Raw genomic sequence first — 19,730 nt, 5'->3', positions numbered from 1 at the left:
TAATCGAGGTTGCGGTAGCTGTTGTCAGAGTTCCCATACGGTCTTCCTCCAGATCCGTTCTTCAAACTTTTCTTCCAGATCCGTACCCACGCCCTTCCGGACGCGGCAGGCCGAAATCTTAGCTGCCCAATGATCGGGACAGTTTCGCCTCGTGTCAAATGATTTATATGAATTGCTTCGAAACGTCCCCTACACAAACATGTGTTGGATGGTCACGCGCGCCCCTATGGCCGCGTATTCGGGCACCGCGAAAATCGCTTTCCGAGGAACATGTTCGACAAAATCACTTTTCGTCGAACGAAAAATGATATAAATCATCTATATGATTTTAAGCACGACGACCGTGCGACGCATCCGTCAATTGCTTGAAGCAGCAGTCCTTACTCACCTGTCTCGGGAGGAGATCGTAACGATGACAACAACATCCCAAGTCGCGCAATACTCGGCCGCCACCACAATGGACGCTTTGCCGCAGGCGATCCGCGAGCGTACGAAAAAGATCATTTTCGACGAGCTTGCCTGCGCCTATTTCGGACGCCGCAGTGCTGCGGGCAGTCTGTCGGCGCAATATGCAATCAGCCTTGGCGGTCAGCCGGAAGCGCTGGTTTACGGCAGCAATATCCGTCTGCCGGCAGCCTATGCAGCCCTTGCAAACGGCACGGCTGGCCATGGCGAAGAGGTGGATGGTGCCCATGTCGTCGGCGGCCATCCTGGCGCCTCAATCGTGCATGCGGCCATGGCACTGGCAGAACGCCAAAGGGCGCCAGGTTCGGAGCTCATCAATGCAGTCACGCTCGGGTATGATATCGGCGCACGGGCCGTTGGGGCGTGTGGCGGAACCTTTATCGTGCGTGACAGGCATGGCCTGACCAGCTGCTTTCTTTACGCCTATGGCGCGACCGCAGCCGCGGCCCGCCTTCTTCGTCTCGACGCAGTGCGTCATGCCCATGCCCTGGCGCTCGTATCGTTTCAGACGAACGGCCCCTATGCGCTGTTTTCCGAGAAACGCCACATCAGCAAATCCTTCTGCAACGGCCAGTTTGCCTTTGCCGGCATCAGCGCCGCCCTGATGTCAGCGGCAGGACTGGAAGGCAATGAAGATATCCTCGGTGGAAAACAGGGCGTGCTCGATGCCTGGGGGCTCGGGCACGGTCGTGACATTCTCACACGGGGTCTCGGCCAGGAATTTTCTGTCGACGGTGCCAATTTCAAATTCTTCAATGCCGGCTATCCGATCCACACGCCCGTGGAAGCGACCCTGACGCTGATGAGAGAACACGAGATTGAGGCCGAGGCGATCAGTTCGCTGCGTGTCGGTATGCCGGAAAACGCAATGCGGGTGGTCGACAACCGCCATATGCACAATATCTGCGTCCAAGACATGGTGTCTGCGGCCGTTGCGCTCGGTGGCATAGGGCTGACCGACTTGCCGTTCCCCGCAGTTTTGGAGGATCCGACGTTCCAGCGCATTCGCGCGTTGATCTCGGTCGAGGCGGATCAGGACCTTCAGCGCGATCAGCCAAACGGACGGGGCGCAAAGGTGACGATCGGACTGAAGACGGGCGAGAGATTTTCGATGCGTGTCGATCATCCGCGCGGGCACAGTCAACGCGGGGATGTCACCTGGGACGATCTTTCTGAAAAGTGGCGTGACGCCCTGCCCGGATGCGACGTAGGGGCTGCACTGGCCGTCGCGCAAGGCCTGGACGAACTCGACGACGTCGCGACGCTATCGCGCGCCTTTGGCGGCATCATGGTTTAATTTTCGTCGCTCGCAGCTGTTGCACTTCCACACCTCGCGCGCCGCGCCCTCTGGGCTGCGGCGCTTTTTTTCGCTCGTGCCGCAAGGACGGGAGGATGCCTTCAAAGCCTATTGTTGACGGCCAGCACGCTTGAGATCTTGCATCTTGGCTTGACTTCCTGTGCATCAAGGAACAGACTGCGTTCGCAATCCCGACTTCTAGTTCGTATATACGAACAGACCTAAGAGGAGAGGCGCTCGAGATTGCCGGCTGACTTTGGAGGATGCCCCGAAGCCTTCCGTTGCAATGCAGGATCGCATGGCAAATCGCTCACGCCGCGGCTGCGGCCACGTGCGGGGGGCAGGCGAGCGATCTCAACACATGGTGCTTTCGAATGGGAGGAAGACATGCAGTATCTCAAGACCTCGACCAAGCAGAGCCAAGCAGGACAGCCCGCGCCTGATTTCAATTGCGGCTGGTCCGCACTTAACTTGCTCAGCAGCTGGTGTATTCAGGAGTCGGTCAGTCGCAAGCGGGCACAGGCTGCCAACCAGGACGGCCGCCAGGCGTTGCTCGAAACCGGCGAATCGAACGCGTCCACAAGCCTCCAGCATCGCTATTCTTGATGGGCATGTTGAAATCATCGGGAAGCGAGATTGCTCTGGAGCAATCCGTCGATGAAGGAAAATCCATCACGCCCCCAGCCGCAATCGACGAATTGCAGGGTCACCGGACGATCGATCGGGTCACACAAATCCTGGAAGCCGTCGTCTATAATCCAGGAATGACCTTCGGTGAGCTCGTCAGGACCGTTGGCGCTGCCAAGAGCTCCGTCCACGGATTTGTGCGCGGTCTTCTGACGACAGGCTGGTTGCATGAAGATAGCGGACGCTACTATCTCGGGGCGGCAGTCTACGGGCTGACGCTCGCCAGTGGCTATATCCGCGCTGGCGTCGTTACCCATGCCGATCTGGTGGCGCTTCATCGAGAGGCCGGCGTTGCGGTTTTCGTCGGCGTCCAGGCGGGCGACCACCTGATCTATGTCGCAGAACATGGTAGTGATCCGGTTTCGGGATTTGACGCCAAGACAAATATCCGCCGCAACCTGCTTGCGACTTCCGGCGGCAAGGCACTGCTCGCGATGCAGCCGGAGGCGGAGCGCGATGTCTATCTGCGACGACACAAGGGGTTGGAGCCGCAGCTCGTGTCCAACTTTCTGGACGAGTTCGACACGATCAGACGAACACGCCTGGCGACGAACGTCCGCAGGAACGGATCGCGTTTTGCGATCGCGACCGCGTTTCGGGCAGGATCCAGCACTGCCGTCGCATCGATCACGCTTGTCGGTCCGACGGAAGAACTGCAACCTCGAAAGCAAGCTCTCGGCGACCTCCTTCTCGAACGCGTCGGCGAATTCGAGCTACGCAATCAGGGGCGCAGAGACAAGATCAACTAACGTGCCGGGCACGTCGCCATTGACATTCATCTAAATGATTTGAATATATGTCAGTGTTTTGTCGGTTGGCGAAAACGTGTCTATGACCGCCGCCAAGGGCAGAAGACTTTCGCCGGCCACCGCCGGTCACCAAGACGCTGGTCTTTTGTGAATGGTTCAAAAGCAGGGATCTCCAATGATCGAATACAAGAACAACTATGTCGACGGGCAGTGGATTCCATCCCTGTCAAGCGAGGTGCTGACCGTGACGAATCCCGTCACTGAACAGCCGATCGCAACGGTTCCCAAAGGTGTGGCTGCAGACGTCGACAAGGCGGCCGAGGCCGCCGCCAGGGCGTTTCCTGCCTGGTCGCAGACGCCGGTCGAAGAAAGAGCCGCATATTTTCGCAAACTTGCGCGCCTGACCGAAAAGCGCTCAGAGGAAATCACCAACACGATGGTGACCGAGCTCGGCTATCCGATCACGCTCTGCCGCAAGTCTCAGGTCGAAGGCGCCGTCGAGGAACTTGATCTCATCGCCGAAGTTCTCGGCGAGATTCAGTGGACGGAACAGATCGGCACGACAATGGTCAAGCGCGTGCCCTCAGGCGTCCTCGGCGCGATCACTGCGTGGAACGGGCCACTCCGGTCGATTATTTCCAAGGCAGGTGCGGCAATCGGTGCGGGATGCACGACGGTTTTGAAGCCGTCGGAAGTCGCTCCCCTGACCGCTTACATCTTCGCTGAAATGTGCGACGAAGTCGGATTGCCTGCAGGTGTCTTCAACATGGTGTCAGGCACAGGCCCCGAAGTCGGAGAGGTGATCGTTTCGCACCCACTCGTCGACATGGTGTCCCTAACAGGCTCCGTTCGCGCCGGGCGGCGGGTCATGGAACTGGCATCGGCCGGTGTCAAGCGTGTTCACCTCGAACTTGGCGGCAAGTCGGCCAACATCATCTTCGAGGATGTCGATTTCGAACACGCCGTTCGCGATGGCATCGAAGATGCCACACGCAATGCCGGCCAGGCTTGCGGTGCCCTGACGCGTATGCTCGTGCCGCGCGCCCGTCTGGCGGATGCGGAGGCGCTGGCCAGAACCACTGCCGAGGCATTGGTGATCGGTGATCCTTTCGACCCGAAGACGACCCTTGGCCCCTTGTCCACCCGCGCCGCGCACGATCGCGTGCGAAACTACATCAATGTCGGAGTTCAGGAAGGTCTTCGCCTGCTGACGGGCGGACCTGACATGCCGGAAGGGCTTCACAGCGGCTACTACGTGCGTCCGACGATCTTTTCCGGCGACAACAAGAGCCGTCTCGCACAAGAGGAGATTTTTGGGCCAGTGATCGTCATCATACCGTTTGATGACGAGGAAGATGCGATCCGGATCGCCAATGACAGCAGCTACGGGTTGGCCGGTGCCGTCTGGTCGGCGGACACCAACCGTGCCTATCGCGTCGCCGACCGGCTGCGCACGGGGCGTGTGCGCGTCAATGGCGGCGCGCTCGACAAGCGCGGCGTCCATGGTGGCTTCAAACTCTCGGGCGTCGGACGGGAATGGGGTCGCGTCGGCGTCGAGGAGTTCCTTGAATATAGAGCCGTCTACAGCTGAGCATGACAGGATAGCGGTCCAGAGAAAGCCCACGGTGAAAGCCGTGGGCTTCTTCATGTCATCAGTGCTAGAGGCAAGTGCTCAGGCGTCATCCCCTCTTTCAGACGTCGAGATTGAAATTGACCGTCTTGAGTTCGGTAAAAGCCTCGATGCCTGGAAAGCCGCCTTCGCGACCGATGCCGGAGCGTTTGACGCCACCCATCGGCGCATTTGCGACGCTGGCAAAACCGTTGATGCCGATCGTCCCTGACCGGATCTTTTGAGCGACCCTGAACGCCCGCGTCACGTCCGTTGTAAATACGGTTCCAGACAGGCCGTATTCGCTTTCGTTGGCAATGCGGATCGCCTCCTCTTCGGTCTCGAACGGCGTAGCGGTCAGCACGGGTCCAAAGATTTCTTCCCGCACAACTGTCATGCCGCCGTTGACGTTGATAAAGAGCGCCGGGTTCACCCAATTGCCGGGCAAATCGGTGGCCGCATCGCCCCCGAAGACGAGAGTGGCGCCCTCCTCGACGCCGCTTGCCACGTAACCCAGGACACGCTGCATCTGACGCTTGTTGATCAACGGCGCCGAAGTCGTTGCGGGATCGAAGGGATCTCCAAAACGCACCGATTTCACCTGCTCGCCAGCATAGTGGACAAACTCATCGAAGATGGACTGATGGACAATCGCCCTGCTTGGGGTGGTGCAGACCTGGCCGGACAGGAAGGTCGACGACAGGGCCATCAAGCCCTTTGCCGACGCTTGGACGCTGCGTGCGTCTGGGAAGATGATCCCCGCGCTCTTGCCGCCGAGCTCCAGCGACAATCGCTTCATGTTGAAACCGCTTGCCGCGACGATGCGTTCGCCGACGGCTGTGCTGCCGGTAAAGCTGACCTTGTCGATGCCGGCATGCGTGGCAAGCGCCTCGCCGGTCTCACCGGCGCCGGTAACGAAATTGAAGACACCGGCAGGCAGATCGCTCTCGCCGAAAATCTCGGCCAGACGCGTGAGCGCCAGATTGGTGTTTTCCGAGGGCTTCACCACGACCGTGCAGCCGCTCGCAAGGGCCGGCCCTACCTTTTTCGCGAACATGCTGAGCGGCACGTTCCAGGGCAGGATCGCAGCGACGACGCCGACGGGCTCACGGAACGACATGTAATGCATGTTCGAAGCCGACGAGAATTGCGGATAGGTCTCTCCCGTCAGCTTGTCGGCCCAGCCGGCAAAATGATCAAGTGTTTCGGCCGCGGCCTTTCCTGACGCGCGCGAGTTCCGGCTGAACGTGTAGGGGATACCATTGTCGAGCGTCTGCAGTTGTGCCAGCTCCTCCTCCGCGGCGTAGACACGTTCAATGATCCGCTGGAGTATGCGTTTGCGATCATGGGCCGGCATCGTCGGCCACGGGCCTGCGTCGAATGCCTTTCTTGCAGCCGCAACTGCAAGATCGACACCGCGCTTGCCGGCCTCCGGGAAGCTGGCGATCACTTCGTTGAGGGTTGGATTGATCTGGTCGAAACGGGGTCCGTCCCACTCCAACCACTTGCCGTCGATAAACAGCCGTCCCGAACGAATGTTGAGCCTGTCGCGCACTGAATGAATGGTGTCGGGTGTCAAGTCAGCCTCCTCGTTGATATTCCGGCTCCACCTCCACGTCGAGCCACCTTGTTCTTTATTGAATAAAAGATGGCAGGGCTGATGTAAATGCGATATATGATCTAAATGATTTCTGCGTGTTGCGCCGACGCTGGCGTGGCCGCGCTTTTAGCAGGCTGGCGCAGAAGGTCGGGAGATACCAAAGCCGATTTTTTCGAAGAGAGGAACTAGAATGCCAGCCTATACCCCGCCCATCGAGGAGATCGATTTTCTGTTGCGCCACGTTCTCGATTTCGACGCGCAGATGGCGGCGTTGCCGAATTTCAGCGAAATCAACAGCGACCTCGCCGTCGATATTTTAAGCGAGGCCGGCAAGTTTTGCGCCGAAGTGCTCGAGCCGTTGAACGCGGTCGGGGACAAGCATGGCTGCACCTTGCTCGACGGTTCCGTAACGACCCCGCCGGGCATGGCGAATGCATACCGTGCATTTGCGGCAGCGGGATGGACAACGGTGTCTGCAGACATCGACTATGGCGGCCAGGGGCTGTCGCGCGTGATCCAGATCCTTTTCGATGAGATGCTGTCGTCGGCAAACCTGTCTTTCGGCCTGTTTGCGGGCCTGACACGCGGCGCAGTCGAGGCGATCGGCCATCATGGATCCGATGCACTGAAAGCCGCCTACTTGCCGAAGATGATCTCGGGCGAATGGTCGGGCGCAATGGCGTTGACCGAGGCCGGTGCAGGAACGGATCTCGGTCTTTTGACCACAAAAGCGCTACCGCGCGGGGATGGGACATATGGTATCACCGGAACGAAGATCTTCATCTCCTCGGGCGATCACGATTTCGGCGGCAATGTCATCCATCTCGTTCTCGCCAGATTGCCTGACGCACCTCAAGGGGTCAAAGGGATCAGTCTTTTCCTCGTGCCGAAATTCCTGTTGAACAGCGAGGGCGAATGCGGCGAGCGCAATCGCTTCACCGTCGCGTCTCTCGAGCATAAAATGGGAATTCATGCGCAGCCGACCTGTATGATGAGTTATGAAGGCGCAACTGGATGGCTGCTGGGCGAAGCCGGGCGCGGCCTCAATGCAATGTTCACGATGATGAATGCCGAGCGACTGTTCGTCGGCATCCAGGGTCTTGGCGTCGCAGAGATTGCGGGTCAGAAAGCAAGGCGCTATGCCGAGGATCGCCTGCAAGGGCGGTCGTCGGACGGAACCCGCGCGCCGGTCGCGATCGTAGAGCATGCCGATGTCCGTCGAATGCTGCTGGAAGGAAAATCCTTCGTCGAGGCGGGCAGGGCGCTGGCCGTATGGGTGGCGCTACAGATGGATATTGCGGCAAGCCATCCGGAGCCTGTGATCCGCAAGAAGGCCAACGGCTTCGTCGAATTGCTGACACCCGTCGTCAAGGCAGCTTTCACCGATCTCGGATTTGAAGCAACCGTCACCGCTCAGCAGGTGTTCGGCGGCCACGGCTACATCGTGGAATGGGGAATGGAGCAATATGTTCGTGATGCCCGCATCACCCAGATCTATGAAGGTACCAACGGCGTGCAGGCACTCGATTTGCTGTCGCGAAAACTGACGGCCGACGGCGGAGCGATCGCCCGTGACTTCTACGCGCTTGTCCGCGCCGATCTGAAAGCAGCCGCCTCGGTCGATGCTGCAGCGTCGCTCGCCGAAAAGCTCTCGGTCGCTCTCGAAAAACTCGAAGCATTGACGGATGGCGTCAATCGGCGATCGGGCGATCTTTCGCAGCTCAGTGGCTATGCAACCGACATTCTGCGCCACTTTGCGCATGTCTCGCTCGGATGGATGTGGGTCAAGATCGCCGCAAACGGGGCTATGAGCGATGACGCCTGTTGGGACGGCAAGGCGCAAACCGCCCGCTTCTTCATGGATCGAATGCTGCCGAAAGCATCCATCCTGGCCGACATCGCAGATTCGGCTCTCAAGGCTGATGTGATGGATGCGGCGGCCTGAGACCAATCCGCCCGCTAGGCTTTAGCGCCACGCGGGCATCCCTTGCGATCAGAGCATCAACACCCCATGGCATTGTCGCCGATCGCCCGCATTTCTTTGAGCTGGTACGTGGAACAGGCCGTCCGATAAAACAGATTAGCGCGCTCATCGACGGAAAGGCCGTGCGAATAGAGCTTGTAGGCATTCCACAGTTCCGCGTAGGAACAGGACTGCTTGTCGACAGGAAAGTTGCTTTCGAACATGCAGCGCTCTGTGCCGAAAGCTGCAATGCACGTATCCAGATAGGGCGCCCAGGCGTCCGCCAATTGACGCGCGCCCGGCGGCAGCAGCAGGTCATCGAAGGCAAAGCCGAAAACCGGCATGCCGAGACCGCCAAGCTTCACTCGAAGGTTCTGGCGTTTGGAAAGCTCCAAGATCCCTGCTTTCCAGCCCTCGAAGGTCGCACTGGCGCACTGTCTGTATTCACCGATACCGATCGGTGTCGCAAGGTGACAAATAACGATTGTGACCTCAGGGCAGGCGTCGGCCAGGGAAAGGAGTTCGTGAATCTGCGTGTGATAAATCCAAGTCTCAAAACACAGGCCCGCCGCAGCGACGCAGGCGACACCCTGCCGAAAATTCGGATCGGTCAAAAGGTGCGGCGGCGGCTGCGTATTGATAACGCGCGCAATCGTTCCACCATCCCAGGCAACACGATACCGGATCCCGCGCAGACGACCCAGCCCCGCGGCCTTTTCTGCCTCAAGCACTTCGGCCACGGCCGAGCCCAATGTCAGATCCGCGTGGCCGACAATGCCCGCAGCGGTCTTGCACCTGTCGAGCTGGGGCTCGGGAGTTTGCTGGACGATCATCTCGATTTCGCCGACCGGGCGCAAGGCAGTCGGACCGCCGCGACGCCAGCCGGACTCATACGCCTCCACGTAGACGGTGCCAATTATGTTGTGGCCACTCGCCACGTCCCTGCGCATGTCTTCCATGCGATAGAAGAGACGATCCGATCGCGCGCCGAACAGGTGGTGGTGGCAGTCGAGGATCGGCAAGGCCGGATCAAGAATCTCAACAGCCGGCGATCCCGCATGCCAGTCGAGAAGCTCAAGTGTGCCCTTAGGCTGATTTCCCCGATATTCGTAGGTCTGTCGATGGCCTGCAACCATGGTCTCCTCCCAGCCGAATTTTACCCACATTCTCAAAAAAACGATGCGCCTCCTCCTGAGCGCCCGCGAGGCCCGCGACCGCCTCGCATCGACAATACCCGCTCACGCCCCTTTGAAGACGGGCTTTCGTTTTTCAAGAAAAGCGCTCACGCCCTCGCGCTTGTCGGCGGTCGAAAAGCACAGCGCGAATGCCTTCAGCTCAGCCTGGCAAGCCGTTTCAGTGTCAGCGTCGGCCGCAATCTGAAGAGCGGACTTGAGCTGAGCGAGTGCAATCGGCGGCTGGAGGGCCAGTCGGCCAGCGAGCAGCATGGCAGCATCCATCAATGCTTCTCCGGACTCGTGAAGGGACGCGACCAGGCCAAATTGATGGGCTCGCTCTGCAGAGATCGAATCCCCTGTCATCGCCATCATGCGGGCAACCGAGCCACCGGCGAGCTTCGTCAAGCGCACCGTGCCACCGCCCCCAGGCATGATTCCGAGTTTGATTTCCGGCAAACCGAACTGAGCCTGTTTGCAGGCGATACGCAGATCGCAGGCCAGAGCGACTTCAAAGCCGCCACCAAAGCAATACCCGTTGACGACGGCGACAACCGGCTTGGGAAGCCGCACGATCGCATCAATCACACGCTTGATCCGTCCGGCGATCAGGAGCGCTTCCGCCGGCCCTGCCTCCAGAAATTCCGGTATGTCGGCTCCGGCGATGAAGGCCTTGTCGCCTTCGCCCGTCAAGAGCACGGCTCTGACCGTCTGATCATTCGACAGGCGTTCCAGGGCATCCTCCAACTGCACCAGGACGTCGGCATTAAGCGCATTCAGGGCATTGGCTCGTCGCACCGTCATCGTCGCGACCGGCCCAACGATGGAGACGGATACCAGTTCATCGCTCATCATAAATCCTCTTGTCACATATCGGTGGCTTGCCGATCAAAAGCATCGCGTGGCCATGCGCGGCGGATCAGTCCCCGGCGCGTCGTCGTTCGCGATGGATATGCCAGTCCCTGCAACCAAGACCCCGAACGCGTCGCTGCTCTCGTCGATGTTGCAGTCTATGTTAGGAATGCGAAAAACCGTCCGATCCGTCCAACCGTATTTTTCGGACGTGGTCTGCCAGTTTTACGAACGATCATGCCCCGGGAGGCAAAAGACAGTGCTCATCGATCTCATACAGCTTAGAACCTTTGTCGTCGTGGCAGAGGAGCAACATTTGACACGGGCCGCCGAGCGGCTCTTCATGAGCCAGTCTGCAGCAAGTGCTCACGTGCGGGCTGTGGAAGATCGGTTGGGGACACAGTTGTTCGTGCGCACGAACAGAAGCTTGGAACTGACGCGGGCCGGCGAACTGGTCGCGCAAAAAGCACGTGAATTGCTCAATCAGGAGGCGCTGTTCAAATCATTCGTGCGTGAATTGCGCGGCCAGATCGAAGGACGGCTGGTGCTCGGCACGAGCAGCGCGCCAGGAACCCGCGTCGGCGAGATGCTGACAAGTTTTCGCGCCAAGCACCCTCTGGTCAACGTCGACATCATGGCGCGACCCTCGTCGAGCGCCCGACAGGGTCTTGCAAGCGGTGAAATCGATGTCGCCGTGATGCTTTGTGTCCCGACCGACCGTGCTTTTACCTATCACAAGCTGACGACCGTGAACTATAGGGTCGCCGCACCGGCGGCCTGGCGCGACCAGGTAGTTGCGGCCGGCTGGACCGAACTCGCCGCTTTTCCGTGGCTGACGCCGACGTCGAGCTCTGCCTATTCCGCGATGATTGCGCAGATGTTCGCGGACAAGGGCCTGACACTTAACAGCGTCATGTGTTTCGACAATTCTTCCGTCGGATTTTCCGCGCTCAAAGCCGGAGCGGGCCTGATGATCGTGCGCGAAGACGAAGCGCTCCAGGGCGAACAGGATGGCTACCTTGCCATTTCGCCGCTCGCACGCGCCCAAGCCGACCTGTGCATCGCCTATCAGACTGCGCGCAAGAACGATCCGCTCATCAAGGCTTTTGTCGATGCTGCCGCAACGATCTGGCCCATCGAGCCGACGGAAGGCGGCGATCTTGGGGACGTGCAGGCGCCCAAGGCTTGAGCCACCGTCAGCCTGGCGGCGGAGGATCGCCGCAGGCCTTGATCGTCGCATCGATCTTCGATCCGAGGCTGGGCCAAAGCGGTTGCAAGGCTCAGGTGATCTCAAAGAGCGCTGCCGCCCCCATGCCGCCGCCGACGCACATCGTCGAGACGACATACCGGACGCCGCGGCGTCGTCCTTCAAGCAAGGCATGGCCGGCGGTTCGCACGCCGGTCATGCCATAGGGGTGGCCGATGGAAATGGCGCCGCCGTTGACGTTGAACCGATCGGGATCGATACCGAGCGTGTCGCGGCAGTAGAGAGTCTGGCAGGCGAAGGCCTCATTGAGCTCCCAAAGACCGATATCGTCGACCGACAGTCCCTGTCGTTGAAGCAATTTCGGGACGGCCAGTACCGGACCGATACCCATTTCCTCGGGCGCGCAGCCAGCCACGCTCATGCCCCGGTAGATGCCGAGAACCGGCAGACCCCGGCGCTCGGCAAAAGCGCGTTCGACAACCACGCATGCGGCCGCACCGTCCGACAACTGACTGGCATTGCCGGCTGTCACGCAGCCGTTTTCGATGACCGGCCTCAGACCAGCAAGCGATTGCGCCGATGTTTCCGGTCGATTGCCCTCGTCCTTCGACAAAGTGACCAGCCGGCGATCGGTCTCGTTGCCGTCCTTGTCGATCACCGCCATGGTGGTGGTGATCGGAACGATTTCGTCGTCAAAGCGGCCTGCACGCTGGGCGTCGGCGGTACGCGTTTGCGACTGCAGGGCATAGGCATCCTGCTCCTCGCGCGATACCTTGTATTTTCTGGCCACGACTTCGGCAGTCTCCAGCATCGGAATATAGGCATTCGGCACGCGTGCGATTACCGCAGGGTCCTTATCGTGAGCGACAGCGGCGAAATAGTCCCGCTGGACGGCCGAAATATTATCCTGCCCAGCGGCGATTGCGATATCCATGTGTTCGTCAACGATCTGGCGTGCAGCAATGGATAGCGCCATCAGCCCGGATGCGCATTGACGGTCGATTGTCTGACCAGGGACGGTTACCGGCATGCCGGCGGCCAACGCCGCCAGTCGCGCAATGTTCATGCCCGCTGTTCCTGCCGTCAAGACTGACCCGACGATCACATCATTGACCTCGTCAGGTGCGATACCGGCTCGCGCGATTGCGTTCGAGATCGCGTGGGCAGCAAGAGAAGGCGACGGGGTGCGGTTCAACGAGCCCCGAAACGCTCGGCCGATCGGCGTGCGGGCATAGGATACGATAACGGCTTCCCTCATATCATCTCTCCTCGACTTGAGCCTGCTCGATCAGCAACGGCGACACCGTCCAGTATCCGTAGGGGTCTCCGTGTTGCCGCGCGAAGCTTTCCAAACGGCGGCGAATGGTCCCGAGCCCGATCTTGCGGGCCATCGTCATCGGGCCGCCACGAAATTTGGGGAAGCCGAAGCCGGCGGTGAAGACAACGTCGATGTCGTCTTCGTCGTTCGCCACACCCTCGCGCAGGACCTCAAAACCCTCGTTAATGAGCGAGAACAACAATCTTTGGAGTATCTCCTCGTCGGAAATATCGTCCCTCCGCTTGATGCCGTGCCGGTTTGCCAGTTCTAGCGCAAGGGCGATTGTCTGCGGTTCGTCCAGCGGCTGGCGGCCCTCGTAGCGGTAAAATCCGCGTCCCGTCTTCTGGCCGAGGAACCCCATTTCTGCCAATGCGCGCACCATGCATCGATAGCTTTTGTCGTCGAGCAAGTTCGTTTCGGACGCCCGTTCGCCGACGATGCTCGCTCCGATGTCGTTGCCGGCAAGATCCATCATGCGGCACGGACCCATCGCCATTCCGAGGAGCTCCGGGGATTGGGCGACCGCATCAATCCGCTCCGGCGTGGCCCCTTCCAGGATGAGCGCCTCTGCTTCACGCAGATAAGGTTCGGCCATGCGATTACCGATGAAACCGAAGCCGACGCCGCAAACCACGGGGACCTTGCCAAGCGCGCGCATCACGTCGACAGCAAAGTCGATGCTGCCCTGGCTCGACTGGCTGCCACGTATGACCTCGACCAATTTCATGATGTGCGCAGGGCTGAAAAAGTGGATGCCGACGAACCGATCCGGCCGGCGGGAGGCCTGCGCGATCTGGTTGATGTCGAGCGAGGACGTGTTGCTTGCCAGGATCGCATCGGGCGGGCAAATGTCGGCAAGTTCGGCGGCAATGCGCGACTTGAGCGCAAGGTCTTCGTAGACCGCTTCGATAACGAGACCGCACGCGGAGACGGCGTCGAGCGAGGTCGATGGTGTTATATTGGAAAATCGCCGCTCACTGTCTGGGGCAGACATTTTCTCACGCTTGACCGCATCCTCGTAAAAGCTGCGGATCCGCTCGATGCCACGCTTCAAGGCGTCCGCATTGACGTCCACGAGCTGGACCTCGTATCCGGCATTGGCGAAAGCGATTGCTATTCCGCCTCCCATGGTCCCGGCACCGATGATGCCGACATTGCGCTGTGTGTTTGACATAATATCTCCTCGGCCAAACGACCTTCATGGCCTTGCTGGCGTCGAGCGGTCGCGGTGCGCGCAACCTCGGCCGGCCGGTCTTTTCGGCACATGAATGGTGGAGAGACTGTATTTGGCTGCAATCGCGCGCGTCCATGGCGCAATTCCGAACCCCGTGTCCACGTTTCATGAAGGCGGCAAAGATCGGCATGGTTTTCATTCTCGCGATGACCGCGTCCACAAAATCCGGTTGGACGTGACCGGATCGGCGGGCCTATCGTCTCGCATCAGTCAAGGTCGACGGCCTGATGCCTGCGTCTCAACAGCCTGAAGCGGCTTGGATCACGGGGCTTTGGCCGATTGAACGGCGCAGGAGGCGCCGCCGACCACACGACTTCCAAGCGGGAGGAAAAACGTATCATGACAGCTGCAACCGGCCAGTGGGGCGAGACGATCGGCGTCGAACATGTGAATGGGATCCCGTATCGCATGTATTCCGAGCGCCCGCGCAGCGTCAGCGACGTTTTGGAATTTTGCGGGCGCTGGGGCGAGCGCCCCTATATTGTTCAAGATGAAGAGACGCTGACATATGCGGACTTCAGGCGCGCCGTCACGGCGAAGGCGGCGCAATTACGCAGCCAGGGCGTTACGTACGGTGACCGCGTCTTTGTGCTCGGATGGAACAGCCCCCAATGGGTGGTGAATTTCTGGGCATGCCTGTGCGCCGGTGCCGTGCCTGTGCTTGCGAATACGTGGTGGAGCCGGGATGAATTGGGCGTCGGCCTGCAGGCGCTCGAACCGGTGCTGACATTTGCGGACAGCAGCGCGCTTGCCAAGATGCCGCCCGGATGGAACTGCGCAAGCTGGGACTATCCTAAAGGCGCTGACCTGCAGTTGATCAATAAAAAAGCCTGCGTTGCCAATCGAAATGAGGAAGAGACGGCGATCATCATCTTCACGTCGGGCACGTCCGGTGCACCCAAGGCAGTGGTCCTGTCTCATCGGGCTATCCTGGCGCGTCTCCAGATGACGTTGCAGATTACCCGCAAGCTTCCCCATCAAGTCAAGCCGGAGGCCCACGACATCACCCTGATTACCGGGCCGTTGTTCCATGTGGGTAGCATGCAGACGCTGCTGCGCGCCATCATTGTCGGTGATACGCTGGTCCTGTCGAAGGGCAGGTATGATCCGCTTGACGTCATTCGGCTGATCGAGCGTCATAAGATCAAACGATGGAACGCCGTTCCGACCATGGTTTCGCGCGTCCTCGACCAGCCTGATCTTGCCTCCTACGATCTCAGCAGCCTGAAGTCTATCAGCATTGGCGGTGCGCCGGTGCACGCCGAATTGATGCAGCGCATGCGGATAGGCCTGCCGAGCGTCAGTCCCCGTATCCCGACCGGCTACGGCCTGACGGAAAATGGCGGTCAGGCGACGGCGGCGGCAGGGTCTGAGGCCCTGGATCAGCTGGGATCAACCGGCAAGCCGTTGCCCTGTGTTGAAATCGGCTTCCTTGCCCATGACGGACTGCCGGACGGAGAAATCCTCTTGCGATCTCCAACGCAGATGAGCGGTTATTATGGACTTGATCAGTCACCGATCGATGCGGAGGGCTGGCTGCACACCGGCGACCTCGGGCGGTTGGACGAAAAGGGCAACCTCTGGATTACCGGCCGCAGCAAGGACATGATCATCCGGGGAGGGGAAAACATCGCCCCCGTGGCGGTGGAAAGGGCTCTGATGACCGTCCCCGGCGTCAGCGAGGTGGTCGTCTTTGGAATCCCGCACGCCGATCTCGGCGAGGAAGTGATGGCCGTTGTCGTCGTCGACGACGATAGCCTCACCGTCGACAGGCTGCTTCAGGACATTCGCGGCAAAGTCTCATCCTTTGCAGTTCCGACCCGCTGGAAGCTTCAGCAGGAGCCGCTTGCGACCAATCATACGGGGAAGGTCGACAAGATGGCGATCAGCGCGCGCTTTCGACAGGAACTCGGAGCCTAAGGGAGGCTAGGACAAATGAGCACCATTGAAAATTTCCAATTCATCAATTCGCCACTGCGTCTTTTCCACGGTGATGACAGCCTGCGCCGCCTGGGGGCGGAACTCGACCGACTCGGGTGCAAACGGGCAGTGATTTTCTCCGGCCCCTTCTTGGAGGGTGTCCTCCTCGAGCGCATCCGCGCGGCGGTCGGTGATCGCCTGGCAGGCATCTATACCGGAACGCTGGCGCACAGCCCGATCCCTTCGGTCATTGAGGCTGCCGATGAGCTCCGGCGGCTGGAGGCCGACGCTGTCGTTGCCGTCGGCGGGGGATCGGTGATCGTGACGAGCCGGGCGGCGGCGATCTTGCTGGCGGAAGGGACCGACGTGCGTAGCTTGTGCACCGTGCGCGACGGCAGCGGTGGACTGAAGAGCCCGAAATTGATGGCGCCAAAGCTTCCACAATTCGTCGTCCCGACCACACCGGCAACCGCATCGGTCAAGGCTGGCAGCGCGCTTTTTGACCCGGAGACCGGCGACCGACTGGCGCTGTTTGATCCAAAGACGCGGGCCCAGGCTGTGTTCTATGATCCGACAATGCTGATGTCAGCACCGCGCTCGCTTGTCATCAATGCGTCGATCAACACCTTTGCAACGGCCGTCGAGGGCCTCGTCTCCAGAAATGGCAATCCGATCGCCGACGCTCTGTTGATGCATTCAATCCGCTTGTCCGGCTCCAATATCAGAAAGCTGCCGACCGACGACACCGCACAGCGCAGAGGGGATCTGGCGCTCGCTGCCGTCTTGTGCGGGCAGGGGACGGATCACACCGGTGCCGGCATCACCACCGTTCTGGGGCACGCGATCGGTGCACGCCACGAGGTCGACAACGGGCTCGTCAATGCCGTTGTTCTTCCCTATGTCCTGCGTTTCAATGCAGATTCCGCTCCGGCGGGACTGTCGAAGGTTGCAGCCGCAATGTCGCTGACGCAAACCGGGCCTGGCGTCCTCGACGCAGTGCTCGGCGAAACGCGCCGCATCCTTTCCGAAGCAGGCGCTCCGACGCGGCTGCGAGACCTGAAGGTCCCGAGCGAACATCTGCAGGAGATTGCGTTTGCGAGCATGGGAGATTGGTTCCTGGGAGGAAATCCCAGAAAGGTCACCGACGCCGAGCAGATCTACACGTTACTCGACGAGGCTTGGTGACGGGATGTATGGGAGGCAATCCGCAATGGTCTTCTCGCCCGATCCATGACGGGAGCCATTCCAGCGGAACCGGGACGAATGGAAATAGGAGTGTATTAGGTCATGATCCTGAGCCATGCGCGTTGCGTCTGCGGACCGCAGTCGCGGTTTGAAGCGACGATGATCGAGCGCCGCGATCTTGGCGATGCCGACGTGCTGATCGACATCGCCTATGCCGGGATCTGCCATTCCGACATCGATCATGCCCGCGCCACACGCGGCAAATCGGTCTATCCTATGGTGCCTGGTCACGAGATCGCCGGTGTCGTCTCCGCGGTTGGCAGCAACGTCACACGCTTTTCGGTCGGCGATCGGGTCGGTGTCGGAAATCTCGTCGATTCGTGCCGCACCTGCAGCCGGTGCCAGTCGGGGCAGGAGCAATATTGCGCCAGCCGCGTGTTGACATACAACCAGCTCGGGCGGGACGGTCGGATGACCGAGGGTGGCTACAGCGAAAAGATCGTGGTCGATGAGCGCTTTGTCGTCAGGATCCCGGATGCCATTCCGCTTGCAAATGCAGCGCCGCTCTTTTGCGCGGGAATTACGCTTTATTCACCACTGCGCAATTGGGGCGCCGGTCCTGGAAAACGTGTCGCCATCATCGGGCTCGGTGGGCTCGGACATCTCGGTGTTCAGATTTCAAAAGCTCTCGGTGCCCATACGACTGTGCTTGAACTAGATGGGACAAAGCGACAGGATGCCCTGCGCCTTGGCGCTCAATGCTTTCGCGTCACCAGGGACACGGCAAGTTTGCGCGAACTTGCTTCCTCGTTCGACCTGATCATCTCGACCGTCCCCGCAAATATCGATCTCGATGCCTACCTTGCGCTGCTCGATGTCGGCGGCACGTTCGTCAACCTGAGCATCCCGGAAAAGCCACTTTCGGTCGCCGCAGCGGTCCTGTTGGCCAACCGGCGGTCGCTCTCGGGTACGTTGAGCGGCGGACTTCCCGAAACGCAGGAAATGATCGATTTCTGCGCCGCCAACAATATCAATGCCGAAGTCGAAATCATCGGCGCCGACGAGATTGACGAGGCTTTCGAACGGCTTGCCGCAGGTAATGTCCGCTATCGCTTCGTCATTGATGCTGCAACCATCGCGCAACAGCCAAAATGAAGACCCTCGCCGTTCAACATCACAACGGACCGTCGTCCGAGGCGTTAAAACTGACATGCGTGTCCTGCGGACGGGCCTAGAGTGTGTGGATAAGGTGATGACAGAGCAGATAACACGACAAGAGCTTCATGATCGCAGCATTCAGATGCGCGGCTTGATGCGCAGTGACGGACTTTTCGAAGTTGAGGGCCGGGTGACCGATCGCAAGTCCTATGCTTTTCAGGCCTTGCTTGGCGATCGCTCTATTCCCGCCGGAGAGGCGCTTCACGACATGGGCGTGAGGCTCGTCTTCGATTCGGACCTCAGGGTTCACGCCCTCGAAACCTTCACGGACGCTGCGCCTTACTCGATCTGTGGCGCCGGCGGCGATGCGCTGCAGTCGCTCGTCGGGTTGCGGATGACATCTGGATGGAGCGCCAGGATAAGGGAGCGCCTCACCACTCACGGAAGCTGTGTCCATCTCGTCCAGTTGCTCGGACCGATGGCGACGGTGGCATTCCAGACTTTAAGCGCCAGGCGACAGCATGGCGAGGTTGACAGAGATGCGAACGGTCGCCCGCTCAAGATCAACAGCTGTTTCGCCTATAGCGCCGCCGAGAGCCTCGTGCGTGAAAAATGGCCGGAACACTATGAGGGCCGTTCTGCTGAAAAAGCGCCTCAAGCGTCGGGAGAATGACAAGGCAGCTGACTGGCGGGTTTACGCTTGACTGGCGGGGAACGCAGATTGCCTGGTGGCGTCGTGACTGCGCCGAAGAGGGATGCGTGGCGGTCTACACCTTGCCACAAAAACAACGAGCAACGGAGTTTATGCCGTGGCTCACGGCGTCCAAGGGGGCGCATCTGTGAGGAACAATGATCACTTGGCTTAATCATGTGTCCATTGCCGTTCCGGACCTCGACAAGGCTGCGGCGCGTTACGAGCGGCTCGGTGGACGGATTTCAGAGCCGCAGATCCGCGCGGAAGAGGGGGTCTGCGTGGTCGTCGTCTCATTTCCCAATTCCAAGATTGAATTGCTTCATCCCATCCGACCGACCTCTCCGATTGCCGACTATCTCGCACGCCATCCACGCGGAGGAATCCACCATCTTTGTTTCGAGGTCGAGGACATCAATGCAGCAACAAAGCTGCTTGAGAGCGAGAATTGCAGGATTCTTGGAGCGCACGACCCCGAAACGGGGACGCTTGGCAAACCGGTAATTTTTGTGGACCCAGATGATTTTCAGGGTGCGCTGGTCGAATTCCAGCAAATGTGAGGCCGAGCGTCTTGGCGAATGAATTGATCTCAGATGTGCGCGAGCTGCCGGAACGCGAGAGCA

The 19,730-nt window shown here is 59.8% G+C and carries 16 protein-coding genes; 11 read left to right on the top strand and 5 right to left on the bottom strand.

Features of this window, described 5'->3' with window-relative positions:
* The first annotated feature begins 412 nt into the window (after nt 1–412).
* The 4 genes from PMI11_RS12125 (at nt 413) to PMI11_RS12110 (ending at nt 4,789) form a co-directional block, all read left to right on the top strand.
* Nucleotides 413–1,762, top strand: coding sequence for an MmgE/PrpD family protein (locus PMI11_RS12125; RefSeq protein ID WP_007817192.1), 1,350 nt, complete (start codon nt 413–415; stop codon nt 1,760–1,762).
* 387 nt (nt 1,763–2,149) lie between these two features.
* Nucleotides 2,150–2,368, top strand: a complete 219-nt coding sequence (locus tag PMI11_RS12120; protein ID WP_007817190.1) for a hypothetical protein — start codon at nt 2,150–2,152, stop codon at nt 2,366–2,368.
* Nucleotides 2,368–3,198: an IclR family transcriptional regulator gene (locus PMI11_RS12115; protein ID WP_007817188.1), complete on the top strand. Its 831-nt coding sequence runs from the start codon at nt 2,368–2,370 to the stop codon at nt 3,196–3,198. Before PMI11_RS12120 ends, PMI11_RS12115 begins: the two co-directional genes overlap by 1 nt.
* Nucleotides 3,199–3,373: 175 nt before the next feature.
* Nucleotides 3,374–4,789: an aldehyde dehydrogenase family protein gene (locus PMI11_RS12110; RefSeq protein WP_007817186.1), complete on the top strand. Its 1,416-nt coding sequence runs from the start codon at nt 3,374–3,376 to the stop codon at nt 4,787–4,789.
* Nucleotides 4,790–4,889: 100 nt separating this feature from the next.
* Here the strand turns inward: PMI11_RS12110 and PMI11_RS12105 are convergent, their stop codons facing one another.
* Entirely contained in the window at nt 4,890–6,386 is a 1,497-nt protein-coding gene (locus PMI11_RS12105) for an aldehyde dehydrogenase family protein (RefSeq protein WP_007817185.1), read from the bottom strand.
* Between the two features lie 211 nt (nt 6,387–6,597).
* On the opposite strand from PMI11_RS12105, the gene PMI11_RS12100 reads away from it, so the two are divergent.
* A complete protein-coding gene (locus tag PMI11_RS12100; protein WP_007817183.1) occupies nt 6,598–8,352 on the top strand; it encodes an acyl-CoA dehydrogenase family protein in 1,755 nt (584 codons plus the stop codon).
* A gap of 56 nt (nt 8,353–8,408) precedes the next feature.
* Here the strand turns inward: PMI11_RS12100 and PMI11_RS12095 are convergent, their stop codons facing one another.
* Both PMI11_RS12095 and PMI11_RS12090 read right to left on the bottom strand, forming a co-directional pair.
* On the bottom strand, nt 8,409–9,506 hold the full coding sequence (locus PMI11_RS12095; protein WP_007817181.1) for an amidohydrolase family protein: 1,098 nt from the start codon (nt 9,504–9,506) through the stop codon (nt 8,409–8,411).
* A 102-nt stretch (nt 9,507–9,608) separates the two neighbouring features.
* Nucleotides 9,609–10,346 (bottom strand): enoyl-CoA hydratase/isomerase family protein, encoded by a 738-nt coding sequence (locus PMI11_RS12090; RefSeq protein WP_244430560.1) that lies wholly within the window; start codon nt 10,344–10,346, stop codon nt 9,609–9,611.
* On the opposite strand from PMI11_RS12090, the gene PMI11_RS12085 reads away from it, so the two are divergent.
* Nucleotides 10,327–11,583, top strand: a complete 1,257-nt coding sequence (locus PMI11_RS12085; protein WP_244430559.1) for a LysR family transcriptional regulator — start codon at nt 10,327–10,329, stop codon at nt 11,581–11,583. The two genes, PMI11_RS12090 and PMI11_RS12085, sit on opposite strands and share 20 nt — an antisense overlap.
* A 91-nt stretch (nt 11,584–11,674) precedes the next feature.
* Here PMI11_RS12085 and PMI11_RS12080 read toward each other — a convergent pair whose 3' ends face one another.
* Entirely contained in the window at nt 11,675–12,859 is a 1,185-nt protein-coding gene (locus tag PMI11_RS12080) for an acetyl-CoA C-acyltransferase (protein ID WP_007817175.1), read from the bottom strand.
* Between the two features lies 1 nt (nt 12,860).
* On the bottom strand, nt 12,861–14,093 hold the full coding sequence (locus PMI11_RS12075; RefSeq protein WP_007817173.1) for a 3-hydroxyacyl-CoA dehydrogenase: 1,233 nt from the start codon (nt 14,091–14,093) through the stop codon (nt 12,861–12,863).
* A gap of 399 nt (nt 14,094–14,492) precedes the next feature.
* Here PMI11_RS12075 and PMI11_RS12070 point away from each other — a divergent pair, with 399 nt between their 5' ends.
* The 5 genes from PMI11_RS12070 to mce all read left to right on the top strand — a co-directional run bounded on the left by PMI11_RS12070 (nt 14,493) and on the right by mce (nt 19,667).
* Nucleotides 14,493–16,073 (top strand): class I adenylate-forming enzyme family protein, encoded by a 1,581-nt coding sequence (locus PMI11_RS12070; protein ID WP_007817171.1) that lies wholly within the window; start codon nt 14,493–14,495, stop codon nt 16,071–16,073.
* A 15-nt stretch (nt 16,074–16,088) separates the two neighbouring features.
* Nucleotides 16,089–17,258, top strand: coding sequence for an iron-containing alcohol dehydrogenase family protein (locus tag PMI11_RS12065; RefSeq protein ID WP_007817169.1), 1,170 nt, complete (start codon nt 16,089–16,091; stop codon nt 17,256–17,258).
* A 102-nt stretch (nt 17,259–17,360) separates the two neighbouring features.
* A complete protein-coding gene (locus PMI11_RS12060) occupies nt 17,361–18,413 on the top strand; it encodes an NAD(P)-dependent alcohol dehydrogenase (protein WP_007817168.1) in 1,053 nt (350 codons plus the stop codon).
* Between the two features lie 55 nt (nt 18,414–18,468).
* Nucleotides 18,469–19,089 (top strand): DUF2889 domain-containing protein, encoded by a 621-nt coding sequence (locus tag PMI11_RS12055; RefSeq protein WP_007817166.1) that lies wholly within the window; start codon nt 18,469–18,471, stop codon nt 19,087–19,089.
* Nucleotides 19,090–19,265: 176 nt separating this feature from the next.
* The gene (gene mce, locus PMI11_RS12050) at nt 19,266–19,667 is read left to right on the top strand and encodes a methylmalonyl-CoA epimerase (protein WP_007817164.1); all 402 of its coding nucleotides are present in this window, start codon (nt 19,266–19,268) and stop codon (nt 19,665–19,667) included.
* Nucleotides 19,668–19,730: the final 63 nt, after the last annotated feature.

It is taken from the genome of Rhizobium sp. CF142, assembly GCF_000281145.1.
Lineage (GTDB): Bacteria > Pseudomonadota > Alphaproteobacteria > Rhizobiales > Rhizobiaceae > Rhizobium.
The sequence above is the reverse complement of the archived record's forward strand: the minus strand, read 5'-3'. Positions and strand labels throughout refer to the sequence as shown.

Excerpts from the sequence above, each read along its gene's own strand:
- PMI11_RS12055 (WP_007817166.1), top strand. The coding sequence starts at position 18,469 with ATGCGTGTCCTGCGGACGGGCCTAGAGTGTGTGGATAAGGTGATGACA.
- PMI11_RS12120 (WP_007817190.1), top strand. The coding sequence starts at position 2,150 with ATGCAGTATCTCAAGACCTCGACCAAGCAGAGCCAAGCAGGACAGCCC.
- PMI11_RS12075 (WP_007817173.1), bottom strand. The coding sequence starts at position 14,093 with ATGTCAAACACACAGCGCAATGTCGGCATCATCGGTGCCGGGACCATG.
- PMI11_RS12080 (WP_007817175.1), bottom strand. The coding sequence starts at position 12,859 with ATGAGGGAAGCCGTTATCGTATCCTATGCCCGCACGCCGATCGGCCGA.
- PMI11_RS12110 (WP_007817186.1), top strand. The coding sequence starts at position 3,374 with ATGATCGAATACAAGAACAACTATGTCGACGGGCAGTGGATTCCATCC.
- PMI11_RS12125 (WP_007817192.1), top strand. The coding sequence starts at position 413 with ATGACAACAACATCCCAAGTCGCGCAATACTCGGCCGCCACCACAATG.
- PMI11_RS12090 (WP_244430560.1), bottom strand. The coding sequence starts at position 10,346 with ATGACGGTGCGACGAGCCAATGCCCTGAATGCGCTTAATGCCGACGTC.
- PMI11_RS12115 (WP_007817188.1), top strand. The coding sequence starts at position 2,368 with ATGGGCATGTTGAAATCATCGGGAAGCGAGATTGCTCTGGAGCAATCC.
- PMI11_RS12100 (WP_007817183.1), top strand. The coding sequence starts at position 6,598 with ATGCCAGCCTATACCCCGCCCATCGAGGAGATCGATTTTCTGTTGCGC.
- mce (WP_007817164.1), top strand. The coding sequence starts at position 19,266 with ATGATCACTTGGCTTAATCATGTGTCCATTGCCGTTCCGGACCTCGAC.
- PMI11_RS12095 (WP_007817181.1), bottom strand. The coding sequence starts at position 9,506 with ATGGTTGCAGGCCATCGACAGACCTACGAATATCGGGGAAATCAGCCT.
- PMI11_RS12060 (WP_007817168.1), top strand. The coding sequence starts at position 17,361 with ATGATCCTGAGCCATGCGCGTTGCGTCTGCGGACCGCAGTCGCGGTTT.
- PMI11_RS12065 (WP_007817169.1), top strand. The coding sequence starts at position 16,089 with ATGAGCACCATTGAAAATTTCCAATTCATCAATTCGCCACTGCGTCTT.
- PMI11_RS12070 (WP_007817171.1), top strand. The coding sequence starts at position 14,493 with ATGACAGCTGCAACCGGCCAGTGGGGCGAGACGATCGGCGTCGAACAT.